This is a genomic window from Micromonospora sp. M71_S20 (assembly GCF_003664255.1).
Lineage (GTDB): Bacteria > Actinomycetota > Actinomycetes > Mycobacteriales > Micromonosporaceae > Micromonospora.
Map to the genome: position 1 here is coordinate 4,717,415 of NZ_RCCV01000001.1, position 15,094 is coordinate 4,732,508.

The following is a 15,094-nucleotide window of genomic DNA, read 5'->3' on the forward strand; positions in this document are numbered from 1 at the left end:
GCCCGACGGCGGCGACGGCGGCGACGCTGGTGGCGGTGGCGGTGACTGCGGGGGCGATCTTGGAAGGGGCGGGCCCCCGTGGGGGCCGTTCCTTGCCAAGATCCACGGCGGACCTGTCGTGCGGGCCGGGACGGGATTCCGGCGCGGGCGCCGGGGAGCGGCCGGTGGCGAGGGTGGTCAGGGGGGCGGTGGCCACCTCGTCGAGGCGGTGGTGGGCGGCGTCCAATTGGGCGGCGAGGCGGCGGGCCAGGCCCAGGCGGACCGGGCCGCTCTCGCAGTCGACGACGACGCAGGGCGCGCCGGTCGCGGCGAGCACGCCCGCCGCGCGGGCCGCCCGGTCCAGCGGGCGCTCGCCGGCGGTGGCCCGACCGTCGGTGACGACCAGCACCAGGGGACGGCGGCGGGGATCGCGCAACCGCTCCAGCCGCAGCAGGTCGGCGGCGGCGAGCAGCCCCTCGGCCAGCGGGGTGCGCCCGCCGGTGGGCAGCTCCGCCAGCCGGACGGAGGCGGCGAGCACCGACGAGGTGGCCGGCAGCAGCAGCTGCGCGGCGGCGCCCCGGAAGGCGACCACCGCGACCTTGTCCCGGCGCTGGTAAGCGTCGGTGAGCAGGGCGAGCACGGCCCCCTTGACGGCGGCCATCCGCGCCCGGGCGCCCATCGAGCCGCTGGCGTCGACGACGAAGAGCACGAGATTGCCCTCGCGCCCCTCGCGGACGGCCTCCCGGACGTCGTCGGGGCGCAGCCGCAGCGGCCCGCCGACACGGCCGCGGGCGGCCTGGTGCGGGGCGGCGGCCCGGACGGTCGCCGGCAGGTGCAGCACGCCGGCCCGGCCGGTCGGCACCCGCGCCCCGGTGGTCCGCCCGCGCCCGGTGCGGGCCCGGGAGCGGCGGCCGGGCACCCCGTCGCCGACCCCGGGCGCGGTGAGCAGCCGGGCCTTCAGGCCCTGCCGGGGTACGGCCACGGCCTGCCCGCCGCCGGAGCGGCCGTCCGCCGGCCGGGCCCGGCAGGGGGCACCTTCGCCGCCCGGGTCCCCGGCGTCGGGCGGGCCGGTCGAGGCGTCGGCCGAGGGCCCGGTGGCGTCGTCGCCACCGCCGGCCCGGTCCGGCCACGTGCCCTCGCCGCCGTCCCGGCCGGTGTCGCCGTCGCGCCCGAGGTCCGGCGCGTCCGCGCCGGCCGGCGTGGTCCCGTCGGCGATGCCGGGGTCCGGGGCGCCACCGGCCCCGTCCGGGCCACCGTCCGGGCCACCGGGGCCTCGGCCGCCGGGCCCGCCGCCGCCGTCCGGGCCGGAGTCCGGGCCGTCGCCGGGGCCGCCGTGCTCGTCGTCGGGGTCGTCGTCGCCGGCGCGATCGAGAGCCTCGTCCAGGCGCTTCTCGTCGAGCCCAGGAGCGTCGAACGGGTCCCGGCGACGCCGGTGCGGCAGGGCCAGCCGGGCGGCGACCCGCACGTCCTCCACCGTGACCACGTCCCGGCCGTGCCAGGCGGCGTGCGCCAGCGCCGTACGGGCGGTGACGATGTCGGCGCGCATGCCGTCCACGTCGAACGCGGCGCACACCTCGGCGATCCGGCGCAGCGCGGCGTCGGGCAGCAGCACGCGCTCCAGCCGCTGCCGGGCTGCGACGATCCGGCGGGCGACCTGCGCGTCGGCGTCGGCCCAGCGGGCGGCGAACCCCGCCGGGTCGGCGTCGGCGGCGAGCCGGCGGCGGACCACCTCGACGCGTACGGCCGGGTCGCGGCTGGCGCCGACCTCCACGGTCAGCCCGAACCGGTCCAGCAACTGGGGGCGCAGCTCCCCCTCCTCCGGGTTCATCGTGCCGACCAGCAGGAACCGGGACGCGTGGCTGACCGAGACGCCCTCGCGCTCGACGTGGCAGCGGCCCATGGCGGCGGCGTCGAGGAGCAGGTCGACCAGGTGGTCGTGGAGGAGGTTGACCTCGTCGACGTAGAGCACCCCGCGGTGGGCGGCGGCGAGCAGGCCGGGCTCGAAGGCGCGCACCCCCTCGCCGAGTGCCTTCTCCAGGTCGAGCGAGCCGACCACCCGGTCCTCGGCCGCCCCGACCGGCAGCTCCACCAGCCGGGCGGGACGCCGCTCGGCCGCCCGCGTGGCCGGGTGCGGCCCGTCCGGGCAGGACTGGTCGGGGGCGGCGGGGTCGCACGCGAAACGGCAGCCGGCCACCCGGTCGACGGGCGGCAGCAGCGCCGCCAGGGCCCGTACGGCGGTCGACTTGGCGGTGCCCTTCTCGCCGCGTACGAGCACCCCGCCGATCGCCGGGGAGACGGCGTTGAGCAGCAGGGCCAGCCGCATGTCGTCCATGCCGAGCACGGCGCTGAAGGGGAAGGTGGTCATGAGCGCTCCTCCAGGTCGCCCTCGCTGGCCAGGTACGTCTCGCGGAGGCGGTCCAGGGTGGCCGGCTCGGGCTCGGCCCACAGGCCCCGGTCGGCCGCCTCCAGCAGCCGCTCGGTGATGCCGCGCAGCGCCCACGGGTTCGACTGCTCCAGGAACTCCCTCGTGGTGTCGTCGAAGACGTACGCGGCGCTCAGGTGCTCGTACATCCAGTCGTCGACGACGCCGGCGGTGGCGTCGTAGCCGAACAGGTAGTCGACGGTGGCGGCCAGCTCGAAGGCGCCCTTGTAGCCGTGCCGGCGCATCGCGGCGATCCACTTCGGATTGACCACCCGGGCCCGGAACACCCGCCGGGTCTCCTCGCCGAGGGTGCGGGTGCGCACGTCGTGCGGCATCGCCGAGTCCCCCACGTACGCGGCCGGGGCGGCGCCGGTGAGGTGGCGGACCATCGCCACCATGCCGCCGTGGTACTGGAAGTAGTCGTCGGAGTCGACGATGTCGTGCTCGCGGGTGTCCTGGTTCTTGACCGCCACGGCGATCCGGGCGAAGGAGCGTTCCATGTCGGCGCGCGCCTCCCGCCCGTCCAGCCCCCGGCCGTAGGCGTAGCCGCCCCAGACGGCGTACACCTCGGCGAGGTCGGCGTCGCTGCGCCAGTTGCGGGCGTCGATCAGTGGCAGCAGCCCGGCCCCGTACGCCCCGGGCTTGGAGCCGAAGACGCGGGCGGTGGCCCGCCGCTCGTCGCCGTGTTCGGCGAGGTCGGCGGCGACGTGCGCGCGCAGGAAGTTCTGCTCGGCGGGCTCGTCCAGGGCGGCCACCAGCCGCACCGCGTCGTCGATGAGCGCGACCACGTGCGGGAAGGCGTCGCGGAAGAAGCCGGAGATGCGCACGGTGACGTCGACCCGAGGACGGCCCAGCTCCGCCGTCGGCACCACCTCGACGCCGGTGACCCGGCGGGACCGGTCGTCCCACGTCGGGCGGCAGCCGAGCAGGGCGAGGATCTCGGCGATGTCGTCGCCCTGGGTACGCATGGCGCTGGTGCCCCAGACCGTGAGCCCGACCGAGCGGGGGTACTCCCCGGTGTCGGCGAGGTGCCGGGCGAGCAGCGAGTCGGCCAGGGCCACGCCGACGTCCCAGGCGTTGCGGCTCGGGATGGCCTTCGGGTCGACGGAGTAGAAGTTCCGGCCGGTGGGGAGCACGTTGACCAGGCCCCGGGTGGGCGAGCCGGACGGGCCGGGCGGCACGAACCGCCCGTCGAGCGCGCCCACCACCCGGTCGATCTCGTCGGTCGTACGGTCCAGGCGCGGCACCAGCTCGGTGGCGGCGAAGCGGAGCACCGCGGCGGCGTCCGGTACGGCCCGCCCGGCCACCTCCTCGACCACCGCGTCGACGGCGTCGACGTCCCAGCCGAGGGTCTCCATGCCGACGACCAGCCGGCGGGCCAGGGCCTCGATCAGGTCGACCGCGTCGGCGGCGGTCACGCCCGGTCCCTCCACGGTCTCGGTCAGCGCCTCGGGCACGGTGAGCCGCTCCCCGGGGGCGGCGAGCAGGGCCTGCTCGTCCAGCCCGTACGCGCCGGCCAGCGCCTGCCGCAGGCCGGGCAGCGCGCGGGCGCCGCCCCAGACCTGCGGGGCACGCAGCACGGCGAGCACGAGGTTGACCCGGGCCTCGCCGGTGGGCGCGGCGGCGAGGATGTGCAGGCCGTCGCGGATCTGCACGTCCTTGACCTCGCACAGGTAGCCGTCGAGGTGCAGCACGAAGTCGTCGAAGTCGTCGGCGTCGGGCATCCGCTCGGCGTGCAGGTCGTGGTGCAGCTCGGCGGCGCGTACCAGCTCCCAGATCTGGGCCCGCAGGGTCGGCACCTTGGCCGGGTCGAGGGCCTGCACGGTGGCGTACTCGTCGAGCAGCTGCTCCAGCTTCGCCAGGTCCCCGTACGTCTCGGCGCGGGCCATCGGCGGCACCAGGTGGTCGACGACGACGGCGTGCGCGCGCCGCTTGGCCTGCGTGCCCTCGCCGGGGTCGTTGACGATGAACGGGTAGACCAGCGGCAGGTCGCCGAGGACGGCGTCCGGGGCGCAGTCGGCGGCCAGCCCGAGGCCCTTGCCGGGCAGCCACTCCAGGGTGCCGTGCTTGCCCAGGTGCACCACGGCGTCCGCGCCGAACCCGCCGTCGGCGACGGGCGCGGCCAGCCAGCGGTACGCGGCCAGGTAGTGGTGGCTGGGCGGCAGGTCCGGGTCGTGGTAGATGGCGATCGGGTTCTCCCCGAAACCGCGCGGCGGCTGGATCAGCAGCACCACGTTGCCGAAGCGCAGCCCGGCGAGCACGATGTCGCCGCCGTCGGTGTAGAGCCCGCCGGGCGGCTCGCCCCAGTGGGCGAGCATCCGTTCCCGCAGCTCCGCCGGCACCTGCGCGAACCACCGCCGGTACGTCTCCCCCGGCACCCGCGCCTCGGCGGCGCCGAGCTGTTGCGGGGTGAGCCACTCGACGTCGTGGCCGCCGGCGGCGATGAGGGCGTGGATGAGCGCGTCGCCGTCGTCGGGCACCGGGGCGTCGCCGAGGTGGTAGCCGGCGTCGGCCAGGGCGGCGAGCAGCCGCACCGCCGAGGCGGGGGTGTCCAGGCCGACGGCGTTGCCGACCCGGGAGTGCTTCGTCGGATACGAGCTGAGCACGACCGCGAGCCGCTTGTCGGCCTGGGGCACGTGCCGCAGCCGGGCGTGCCGCACGGCGATGCCGGCCACCCGGGCGGCCCGCTCCGGGTCGGCCGCGTAGGTGGAGAGCCCGTCGGCGTCGATCTTCTTGAACGAGAACGGCACGGTGACGATCCGGCCGTCGAACTCGGGGATCGCCACCTGCATCGCGGCGTCCAGCGGGGACAGCCCGGCGTCGCTGGCGGCCCACTGCTCGCGGGTGCTGGTCAGGCAGAGCGCCTGGATCACCGGCACGTCCAGGGCGGCGAGCGCGCCCACGTCCCAGGCGTCCTCGTCCCCTCCGCCGGAGGCGTCGGCGGCGACCGTGCCGCCGGCGGCGAGCACGGTGACCAGCAGGGCGTCGCAGCGGGCGAAGAGCCCGAGCGGCCCCGCGCCGGCGGTGAGTCCGCGCAGCGAGCCGCAGTAGATGGGCAGCGGGTCGCCGCCGGCCGCGTCGACCGCGTCGGCGAGGACGTCGACGAACCCGGTGTTCCCGGCGAGGGCGTGCGCCCGGTAGAAGACGATCCCGACCGTCGGCCGGTCCGGCCGCGTGGGCCGCTCGCCGTGGATGCCGTACGTCGGGGTGGGCGCGGGCGGAGCGAAGCCCTCGCCGGTGAGCAGCACCGTGTCGGAGAGGAACCGGGCGAGCTGGGCGAGGTTCTCCGGCCCGCCCTCGACCAGGTAGGCCAGCGCCTGGGTGGCCACCCCGGAGGCCACGGTGGAGGCCGCCATCAGCTCCGCGTCCGGCACGTTCTCGCCGCCGAGCACGACCGTCGGCACGCCGGAGGCCAGCACCGCCGCGAGCCCGTCCGGCCACGCCTGCCGGCCGCCGAGCAGGCGTACGACGGCGAGGTCGACGCCGTCGAGCAGCGCCGGCACGGCGTCGGCGGCGACCCGGGCGGGGTTGGCGAGCCGGTAGTCGGCGTCGCTGGCGCGGGCGGCGAGCAGGTCGGTGTCGGCGGTGGACAGCAGCAGGATGCGCACGGACAGCTCCGGAGAGTGACGCCCGGGTCGACGCGGGGACGACCGGGCGATGCGGGGATGGGCGCGGTTCAGCGGGTACGACGGGCCGGCGGCCGGCTCACCGGCGGGCCGGCGGGGTCGGGCGGCGCGGTGCGGGCGTCAGCGGTAGGTGGCGAGGGCGCGCCCGGGCACGGCGGCGAGCCGGCCGGTCACGGTGCGGGCACCACCGAATGCCGGGCGACCGACGGCGGGCGCGGTGCGGGCCGGCGGGTGCGCGGCGGCCCGGCGGCTGACCGGCGGGGCAGCGTTGCAGCCGCCCGCGGGAGAGCCGCCGCCAGCGGGGCCGCTGGCACGACCGGGCACGATGCGACGATGATCGTCGATGGGGGAGACGCGGTGCGTCATCGGGTCCTCCTCGGGTGTCCACGCCCTGGAATCGCTCCGACGGCCGAAGTATCCTGGCTCCCGGATCGACGCTCTCCCCCGGCCTTCCAACCGCGCACGCACGGCCGTGACTCACGAGGGGGGATCGCTCCCCGGTGACAGTGGCGGGACCGCGCCGGAATCGCACCGGCTTCCTTCACTGCCGTCAGGCCGCGAATGCTGCCACACCCCGGGCCGCCGGTCAACGCCGCCCCACCCCGGCTCACGGCACCTCGTGTCGATCGACGGGGAGCGATCATTACGCCCTTTCAGGCACGCCTTTCGCATTGTCGTCGACCGATGTAAGGTCTGAGCCGCCGAATACCGTGACGGTGGCCCCGGAACGCGCACGGGCCGAGCGTCCCGGCACCCGCGCGCACCCCGGCGCCCGCGTGCCGTTCCGCTTCCCCAGCAGGCAGGCTGCGGCGCGCGGGAAGCGTCCTCGTCTGCCCGACGTGGTGACGGGGACCTCGACCACGGTCGACGTCGGCTCACCGGCCGGCGAGCCCCGATTCGTAGCCCGCGATCACCAGCTGCGCCCGGTCGCGGGCGGCCAGCTTCGTCAGCAACCGGCCGATGTGCGTCTTCACGGTGCCCCGGCTGAGGTGCAGGTGCCGCTCGATCTCGGCGTTGGACATCCCACGGGTGATCAACGTCAACACCTCCCGTTCCCGCCGGGTCACCCCGTCGAGCCGTCCGGACACCCGCCGGGCGGCCGGCAGTCGGGTGAACTCGGCGATGAGCCGCCGGGTGACGCTCGGGGCCAGCAGCGCCTCGCCGGCGGCGACCACCCGGATCGCGTCGAGCAGCCGCACGGGTGGCGTGTCCTTGAGCAGGAAACCGCTCGCCCCGGCACGCAACGCCCGGTACACGTACTCGTCGAGGTCGAACGTGGTGAGGATGAGCACCCGCGGCGCGTCCCGGAGCGCGGTGACCTGCTCGGTGGCGGCGATACCGTCCAGTTCGGGCATCCGGATGTCCATCAGGACCACGTCGGGCGCGTACGCCCGTGCGAGTTCCACGGCGGCGCGCCCGGTGCCGGCCTCCGCCACCACGGTCATCCCGGGGGTGGCGTCGACCAGCAGGCGGAGGGCCCCGCGCAGCAGCGCCTCGTCGTCGGCCAGGAGCACGCGTACCGGCTCACTCATCGTCGGACACCCCCACGGTGAACGGCAACCGGGCACGGACGGCGAACCCGCCGCCGGGCGCGGGGCCGGCCTCCAGGCTGCCGCCGTGCATCGCCGCCCGTTCGCGCATCCCCCGCAGGCCGTGGCCGGGCGGCCCCACGGCACGCCCCGCCGTCCGGTCGCGACGACGGCGACGGTCAGCACCCCGGGCCCGATCGCGACGGCGATCCGGCAGCGGGTCGGGCCCGCGTGGCGCAGCACGTTGGTGAGCGCCTCCTGCACGATCCGGTACGCCGAGGCCTGCACGGCCGCCGGCACCCGCGACAGGTCGGGCGCCACCTCCAGGTCGACGGCGACGCCGGCGAGGCGGACGTCCGCCATCAGCCGGTCGAGTTCGGCGAAGCTCGGCGCGGTGTCGACCGGATCGCGCAGCGCGCCGAGCACGACCCGGACGTCGTCGAGGGCCGCCCGGCTGACCCGCTCGATCGCGGCCAGGGCGTCCCGGCCCTGGCCGGGATGGCTGTCGGCGAGGTGGTTGGCGACCGCCGCCCGCATCGCGATCACGCTCAGGCTGTGCCCGACCACGTCGTGGATGTCCCGGGCGATGCGCAACCGCTCCTCGGCCACCGCCCGGTCGGCACGCAGCTCGGCGAGCTGGGCGGCGTGCTGCCGGCGGGCGCGTACCGCCCGGCCGAGCGCCCACGAGCCGGCGATCACGGTCGCGGCGTAGAGCAGGACCGGCACCGGCGTGGCCGCGAACGACTCCTCCCCCGGCCGGATCGGGACCACCGGCAGCCCGGGTACCGCCGTGGCCGACACGCCCCCTGCCGTGACGCCCGCGAGCGCCCCGACGAGCGCCGCCCCGGCCCGCCGGGTGGGGGCGCACAGGGCGGGCGGGTAGAGCGCGAGCGCCACCGCGAACACCACGGCGTCGCCGGCGACCCCGACCGCGACCGCCACGGCCCCGGCCACCACCACGACGGTGAGCACCGGCAATGGCCAGCGCCGGCGGAGGGCGAGGGGGAGCCCGAACAGCACGGCCAGTCCTCCGGCGAGCACCGGGGCGGCGGGCGTCCGGAACACCGCGAGGGGTACGAGGGCCACTGCCGCCAGCGCGTCGAACGCCACCAGCCGCCGCGGCCCGAGCCGCTCCATGGTGACCACCCGGCCACCGTATCCGCCCGACGACCGCCGGGCGTCGGACCAGGGTCCGATGCCGGTCCGGACCGCGCTCCGATGTGCGCGGGCGGTCGGCCGGCCCAGAATCCCGGCATGACCGTCCGATTCCTCGCCGCGGTCGCCGCCGTGGCGCTCGCCGCGTCGCCGGCTCCGGCGCCCGCCGCCGGATCTCCGGCCCGTGTCGACGCCCCTGCCGTCGACGCCCTCGTCCGGGAGTACCGCGAGGCGACCGGGCTGCCCGGTGTCGCGGTGGCCGTCACCCGGGGAACCGACGTGCTGCACGCCGCCGGCTACGGCCACACCCCTGCCGGCGCCCCGGTCACCGCGTACACCCCCATGGCCGTGGCGTCGGTGAGCAAGTCGTTCACCGCCCTGGCGGTGATGCAGCTGGTGGAGGCCGGCCGGGTGGAACTCGACGGCCCGGTCCGGCGGCACCTGCCCGAGTTCACGATGGCCGATCCCCGCGCGGCCACGATCACCGTACGGCAGCTGCTGGACTGGAGCAGACCTCCGGTATGTCGGACAGGACGTTTCCCGCGTTCAGCCGGCGGCAGCCGGGCTCGTTGCGGGAGGCCGTGGCGGGGATGCGCACCGCGCGGCTGGCCGCCGCCCCCGGCACGCGGTGGGAGTACCACAACCCGAACTTCCAGGTGGCCGCGCGCCTGGTGGAGGTCGTCAGCGGCCGCACGTTCGACGACTACCTACGGACTTACGTCTTCGGTCCGCTCGGCATGGCCGACAGCCGCACCATCGACGTGGCCGCCGAGCTGCCGGCGAGCGCGCGCGGTCACCTGATGATCCTCGGCGCGGCCGTCGCCCTGCCGGAGCCGCCGGCCTTCGGCAACGGTTCCGGCGGGGTGCTCAGCTCCGCGCGCGACATGGCGGCGTGGCTGGTCGCGCAGGGCAACCGGGGTCGCGGCCCGGACGGCACGTCGATCGTCTCCCCTCCGGGCCTCGCCACGCTGCACCGCCCGTCGGCCGTCTCGGGCTCCTACGCCCTCGGCTGGTCCGTCGGAAGGACCGCCTCGGGGGCGCCGACGATCGGACACGGCGGCGACCTGTTCACCTCGACGGCGTACCAGGCGCTGCTGCCCGCATCCGGCCACGGTGTGGCGGTCATGGCGAACACCGGCCTGTCCCACGGCCACGCCTCAGCCCTCGCCGAGCGGCTCATCGCGCTGATCGAGGGAACGCCGCCACCCCCGGCGGGTACGCCGCTCGTGGTCGTCGACGCGGTGCTGCTGGTGCTCGCCGTCGCCACGGCGGCGCTCGCGGGTCGGGCCGTGCTCCGCTCGCGCCGCTGGGCGGCCGGCCGGGTGGTACGCCCGTGGACGCTGGTGAGGCTGCTCCCGCTGCTCGCGCCCCTGCTGCTGCTCGCCTCGATCCACCGGGTGGTCGGCGCGCTCTACCGGGGCCGCGACGTCGCCTGGGTCCAGGTGGCGTACCTCTATCCGACGTTCATGGTGCTGCTCGCCACCGCGACGCTGGGGTCCGCCGCCGTGCTCGTGGCGCGGCTCTTCCGACTCGGGCGACGCGAGCGCGCCTGACGACGGGCGTACCGGTCAGCGGGCGTGGCGCTCCGGGTGGGCCCGGTTCCACGCCCGCATCCGCTCCGGGTAGCCGGTGCGGGCGGCCTCGTACAGCGGCACCGCGTGCTTGCGGGCGATGGACCCGGCGGCACGCGGCGAGCCGGTGCGCCGGCGGATCCACTCGCCGTCGTGGGCGATGGCGACCACGGTGGTGTCCGTCGCGGTGGTCTCCGGTTCCAGGTAGAACTCCACGCCCTGGCGGCTGGTCACGAACGCCTCCAGCGCGGCCAGGTCCTCCCGGGTCGCCTCCCGGTCGAGCTTCGTCGGGGTCGGGTCGGCGGCCCGCGACCGCCGGTTGAACCAGCCCATGTCCCGCTCCTCTCCTCCGGGTCCTCCCAGTGCAGCACCCAAACCTGCGAGGCGGCTGCGAGCGGGGTGTGAGTGCCCTGCCAGGCGACCTCAGCGGGCCGGCGGGCGGGTGGCCGGCACCAGGGCGAGGGTGGGCAGCAGCAGCAGCGGCACCACGAGCAGGGCGTGCAGCGTGCCGACCCGGTCGCCGAGCAGGCCGAGCAGCGGCGGGCCGGCGAGGAAGGCGGTGTAGCCGATCACGGCGACCACGCTGACCCGGGCCGGCGCCCGCTGCTCCTCGTCGGCCGCCGCGCTCATCCCGACCGGGAAGCCCAGCGACGCGCCGATCCCCCAGAGCGCGACGCCGGCGATCGCCACCGGTCCGGACCCGGCGAGCACCGCCACGCCCGCGCCGAACGTGGCGAGCAGGATCGTGGCCGACAGGACGGGCACCCGACCCCACCGGTCGAGCGCGACCGTGCCCACCGTGCGCCCCAGGGTCATGCCGACGACGAAGACGCCGAAGACGGCGGCCCCGGCCGCCTCGCTGAGGTCGTACCCGTCGATGAAGGCGACGGCGAGCCAGTCGTTGGCGCTGCCCTCGGCGAACGCCGCCACCAGCACCAGCAGCCCGATGAGCAGGGTTCGCGGCTCCCGCCAGGCGGCGAGCAGGTCGCGGCGGCGCTCGGCCGGGGCGGCCGACGCCGAGGAGGTGCCGGCCTCGGCCGCCGGCAGGAACGACCGGACGGCCAGCAGCGTGCCGAGCAGCACCACCGCGGCCAGGACGGCGAGGTGCGCGGCGACCGGTACGCCGAGGCGGGCGGACCCGGCACCGAGCCCGGCGCCGGCCACGGAACCGAGGCTCCACGCAGCGTGGAAGCGGGGCATGATGGTACGCCCGAGCCTCCGCTCGACCACCGCGCCCTCGACGTTCATCGCCACGTCGCAGATGCCGGAGCCGTAGCCGAGCGCGCACAGCCCCACCGCGACCCCGGGCAGGGAACCGGTCGGGGCGGCGACCCCGGCCACGGTCAGCCCCGCCGCGACGAGCGCGCTGCCGAGGGCCACCGTGCGGGCCGTACCGAGCCGCTGCGCCACCAGGCCGGCGGTGGGCATCGCCAGCAACGAGCCGACGGACATGGCGAGCAGGAGCAGCCCGAGCCGGCCCGCGCTGAGCCCGAGCGCGTCGCGGACGGCGGGCACCCGGGAGAACCAGGTGGCCACGGCCAGGCCGTTGAGCGCGAAGACCACGGCCACGCCGGTGCGGGCGGCCAACACCACCCGGGGTACGGCCGGGGGCGGCGCGGTGGGCGGGGCGGCGGTGCGGCTCACGGTGGCGGTCCTCTCGCCTCGGGTGGTCTGCCGTCCGATCCCACACCTGAGAGCGCTCTCAGGACAACCCGGTCCCGCCCCTTACCGTCGGCGCGCCGGGGAGGGATGATTCGGTCGACCGTCCACGCCGCGACGGCCGAATCACGGGGAGGACCGGGATGACGACGACGCACCGACCACCGACCCTCCAGGACGTCGCCCGGGTGGCGGGGGTCTCCCGGGCCACCGCCTCGCGGGTGATCGCCGGCACCGGCTACGCCTCCCCCGCCGCCCGTGAACGGGTGAGTCGAGCCGCCGACCGGCTCGGCTACGCGCCGAACCCGGCGGCCCGCGCGCTGGTCCGGGGCACCGGGTTCCGGCTGGTGGTGGCGGTGACCGGCACCGCCGCCACGGTCCTCGACGACCCGTACGTCCACCGGGTGCTCGGCGCGTGCGCCCGGGTCTGCGCCCCGCACGGGCTCGGGGTGACACTGCACTGGCTGCCCACCCGGGCGCCGGGCGAGGTGCGCCGGCTGGCCGGGGACCGCGGCGTCGGCGGGGTCGTCCTGATCAACACCACCGAGGGGGTGCTGGACGCGGTCCCGGCGAGGCTGCGCGGCCGGGTGGCCTCGATCGGCATCGGCTCCGCCCTCGTACCGGCCTTCGACGTGGACAACGGCGGCGGCACCGAGGCCGTCGTCCGGCACCTGTACGCCACCGGGCGCCGCCGCATCGCCATGGTGACCGGGCCCCGCTGGCTGTCCTGCGCCGGCCGGTCGGTCGGCGCGTACCGGCGGATCGTGCGCGACGCCGCCCTGCCGGAGCGGCTGGTGCCGGGGGACTTCAGCGCGGACCGCGGCCGGGCGGCGGCCCGGGAGGTGCTGGAACGCTGGCCGGACACGGACGCGATCGTCGGCAGCAGCGACGCGACCGCGCTCGGGGTGATCGACCGGCTGCGCGGCGACGGCGTCCAGGTGCCCGGGGACGTCGCCGTCACCGGCTTCGACGACATCCCGCTCGCCGCGATGACCACCCCCGCGCTGACCACGGCGACGCATCCGGTGACGCAGATCGCCACGGCGGCGGCGACGGCCGTGCTGGACGGGCGGCCGGTGCCGCCGGCGACGATGTTCCCGTCCCGGCTGGTCCGCCGGGTGAGCGGATGAGCCGGCCTCCCGCCGGAGCCGCGCCGGCGGGACTCGCCTCGTGGACGGGTGCGCCGACCGCCGACCGCGTCCGTGCCGGGTCGCGCCGGTGGGATTGAGCGTCGGGTTGGCGGGTAACCGCCGGCGCATGCCCGCCCAGGACGAGGAGCGGTGATCCCGTGGCCGAGCCCGCGCCGCCGCACCGGCAGCCGGAGGAGAACTTCCGGCACGGCCGGCTCGCCGCGCGTCCGGCGCCGCCGACCACCCTGGCCGCCGCCGGGCTGGCGTCGCTGACCGACCCACGGGGCGCCGCGCTGGCGATGGTGTACGCCCCGGAGCCGGTCGACGGCCCCCCGTACCGGCTGGTGCTGCTCCTGCACGGGGCCGGCGGCTCGGCCCGGCAGGGGCTGGACCTGCTGCTGCCGGTCGCCGACGCGCACCGCCTGCTGCTGGTCGCCCCGCAGGCGGTGGCGAGCAGCTGGGACCTGATCGGCGGCGAGGGCTTCGGTACGGACGTACGGCGCATCGACGGCCTGCTGGCCACGGTCTTCGCCGGCTACCCCGTGGCGCGGGTGGCGTTCGGCGGGTTCTCCGACGGCGCCTCGTACGCCCTCTCCCTGGGCCTGACCAACGGCGACCTGGTCGACGCGGTGGTGGCCTTCTCCCCCGGTTTCGCCGCGCCGCTGGTCACCCACGGCCGGCCCCGGGTCTACGTCTCGCACGGCGCGCGGGACCCGGTCCTGCCGGTGGACGTGTGCAGCCGCCGCCTGGTCCCCCGCCTGCGCTCCCTCGGCTACGACGTCACCTACGACGAGTTCCCGGGCCCCCACGAGATCCCCCCGCCCATCCGCACCCGCGCCACCACCTGGCTGACCACCTGACCCCGCCCCGCCCGCGCCGCTCCCGTCGATCATGCAGTGCTGGTGGCCGGTATGGGGGGTAAGTGGCTTTCGTGGGGAATCACGACTGCATGATTGACGGGGCGACGGCGGGACGTGGTTAGGATCCGGGCGTGGATCCGCTGAGCGGGCTGCTGGATGGGCCTCGGGCCCGGGGCGCCTTCCTGCTCCGGTCGATGCTCGATCCGCCGTTCGCGCTGCGGATCGAGGACCGCGCCCCGCTGACCGTGGTGGCCCTGGTCCGCGGCACGGCGTGGGTGGTCCCCGACGACGGCGCGCCGGCCGCGCTCGGGCCGGGCGACGTGGCGGTGCTGCGGGGACCGGACGGCTATCTCGTGGCCGACGACCCGGCCACCGCGCCGCAGGTCGTCGTCCACCCCGGGCAGCGGTGCACCACGCTGCGGGGCGAGCCTCTGGCCGAGGTGATGACGCTGGGCGTACGCACCTGGGGCACGGGCGCGGACGGCCCCACGGTGCTGCTGACGGGCACCTACCAGCTGCCCGGCGAGCTGGGCCGGCGACTGCTGACCGCCCTGCCGCCCCTGCTGGTGGTCGGCGGCGAGGACCGGAGCGACCCGCTGGTGTCCCTGCTCGCCGACGAGGTCACCCGGGACGCGCCCGGCCAGGAGGTGGTCCTCGACCGGCTGCTCGACCTGGTGCTGATCGCCGCGCTGCGGACGTGGTTCGCCCGCCCCGGCGCCGCGCCCGCCTGGTACGTCGCCGCCGCCGACCCGGTCGTCGGCCCGGCGCTGCGGCTGCTGCGCAACGATCCGGCCCGGCCCTGGACCGTCGCCGCCCTCGCCGCCGAGGTGGGCGTCTCCCGGGCAGCGCTGGCCCGCCGCTTCACGGAGCTGGTCGGCGAGCCGCCGATGACGTTCCTGACCGGGTGGCGGCTGGCGCTCGCCGCCGACCTGCTCCGCGAGCCCGACGCCACCCTGGGCGCAGTCGCCCGCGAGGTGGGCTACGGCAGCCCTTTCGCGCTGAGCAGCGCGTTCCGTCGGGTCCACGGCGTCAGCCCCCGCGACCACCGGCTCGCCCGCTGACCGCGCGCCCCCGGTCGGGGTGCGGGCCGGGTCACGTCGATGGACGGTTCGGGCGTGGCCGGTTGGGGAAAGTGACCCCGGCGGGACGATGAGGGGCAGTGC

9 protein-coding genes, 3 pseudogenes and 1 riboswitch are annotated in these 15,094 nt (G+C 76.9%); of the genes and pseudogenes, 5 read left to right on the forward strand and 7 right to left on the reverse strand.

Annotated features, from left to right (window positions below; all coding sequences use genetic code 11):
* Positions 1-163: 163 nt before the first annotated feature.
* The 5 genes and pseudogenes from DER29_RS20280 to DER29_RS35485 form a co-directional block, all read right to left on the reverse strand.
* Positions 164-2,344 (reverse strand): annotated as a pseudogene (locus DER29_RS20280) (VWA domain-containing protein); the annotation flags it as partial.
* A complete protein-coding gene (cobN, locus tag DER29_RS20285; protein ID WP_121398767.1) occupies positions 2,341-6,009 on the reverse strand; it encodes a cobaltochelatase subunit CobN in 3,669 nt (1,222 codons plus the stop codon). The gene cobN and the pseudogene DER29_RS20280, both read right to left, overlap by 4 nt.
* A 138-nt stretch (positions 6,010-6,147) precedes the next feature.
* Entirely contained in the window at positions 6,148-6,393 is a 246-nt protein-coding gene (locus DER29_RS20290) for a hypothetical protein (protein WP_121398768.1), read from the reverse strand.
* A gap of 46 nt (positions 6,394-6,439) precedes the next feature.
* A riboswitch (cobalamin riboswitch) is annotated at positions 6,440-6,569 on the reverse strand.
* A gap of 333 nt (positions 6,570-6,902) precedes the next feature.
* Positions 6,903-7,559 carry a response regulator transcription factor gene (locus DER29_RS35480; protein ID WP_233600082.1) on the reverse strand — a complete coding sequence of 219 codons (657 nt, stop codon included), beginning with the start codon at positions 7,557-7,559 and terminating at the stop codon, positions 6,903-6,905.
* 411 nt (positions 7,560-7,970) lie between these two features.
* A pseudogene (locus DER29_RS35485) lies at positions 7,971-8,693 on the reverse strand (sensor histidine kinase); the annotation flags it as partial.
* A gap of 117 nt (positions 8,694-8,810) precedes the next feature.
* Here DER29_RS35485 and DER29_RS36335 point away from each other — a divergent pair.
* Positions 8,811-9,197: pseudogene (locus tag DER29_RS36335) on the forward strand (serine hydrolase domain-containing protein); the annotation flags it as partial.
* 17 nt (positions 9,198-9,214) lie between these two features.
* The gene (locus tag DER29_RS35490; RefSeq protein ID WP_370040327.1) at positions 9,215-10,264 is read left to right on the forward strand and encodes a serine hydrolase domain-containing protein; all 1,050 of its coding nucleotides are present in this window, start codon (positions 9,215-9,217) and stop codon (positions 10,262-10,264) included.
* A gap of 15 nt (positions 10,265-10,279) precedes the next feature.
* Here DER29_RS35490 and DER29_RS20305 read toward each other — a convergent pair whose 3' ends face one another.
* Both DER29_RS20305 and DER29_RS20310 read right to left on the reverse strand, forming a co-directional pair.
* Positions 10,280-10,615, reverse strand: coding sequence for a hypothetical protein (locus tag DER29_RS20305; RefSeq protein WP_121398770.1), 336 nt, complete (start codon positions 10,613-10,615; stop codon positions 10,280-10,282).
* A gap of 90 nt (positions 10,616-10,705) precedes the next feature.
* A complete protein-coding gene (locus DER29_RS20310; RefSeq protein WP_121398771.1) occupies positions 10,706-11,926 on the reverse strand; it encodes an MFS transporter in 1,221 nt (406 codons plus the stop codon).
* Between the two features lie 158 nt (positions 11,927-12,084).
* Between DER29_RS20310 and DER29_RS20315 the strand changes: the two genes are divergently transcribed.
* From DER29_RS20315 to DER29_RS20325, 3 genes are all read left to right on the forward strand, one after another.
* Positions 12,085-13,071 carry a LacI family DNA-binding transcriptional regulator gene (locus DER29_RS20315; RefSeq protein WP_121398772.1) on the forward strand — a complete coding sequence of 329 codons (987 nt, stop codon included), beginning with the start codon at positions 12,085-12,087 and terminating at the stop codon, positions 13,069-13,071.
* Positions 13,072-13,229: 158 nt separating this feature from the next.
* Positions 13,230-13,931 carry an alpha/beta hydrolase gene (locus DER29_RS20320; RefSeq protein WP_121398773.1) on the forward strand — a complete coding sequence of 234 codons (702 nt, stop codon included), beginning with the start codon at positions 13,230-13,232 and terminating at the stop codon, positions 13,929-13,931.
* 131 nt (positions 13,932-14,062) lie between these two features.
* Positions 14,063-14,992, forward strand: a complete 930-nt coding sequence (locus DER29_RS20325; protein ID WP_121398774.1) for an AraC family transcriptional regulator — start codon at positions 14,063-14,065, stop codon at positions 14,990-14,992.
* Positions 14,993-15,094 lie beyond the last annotated feature (102 nt).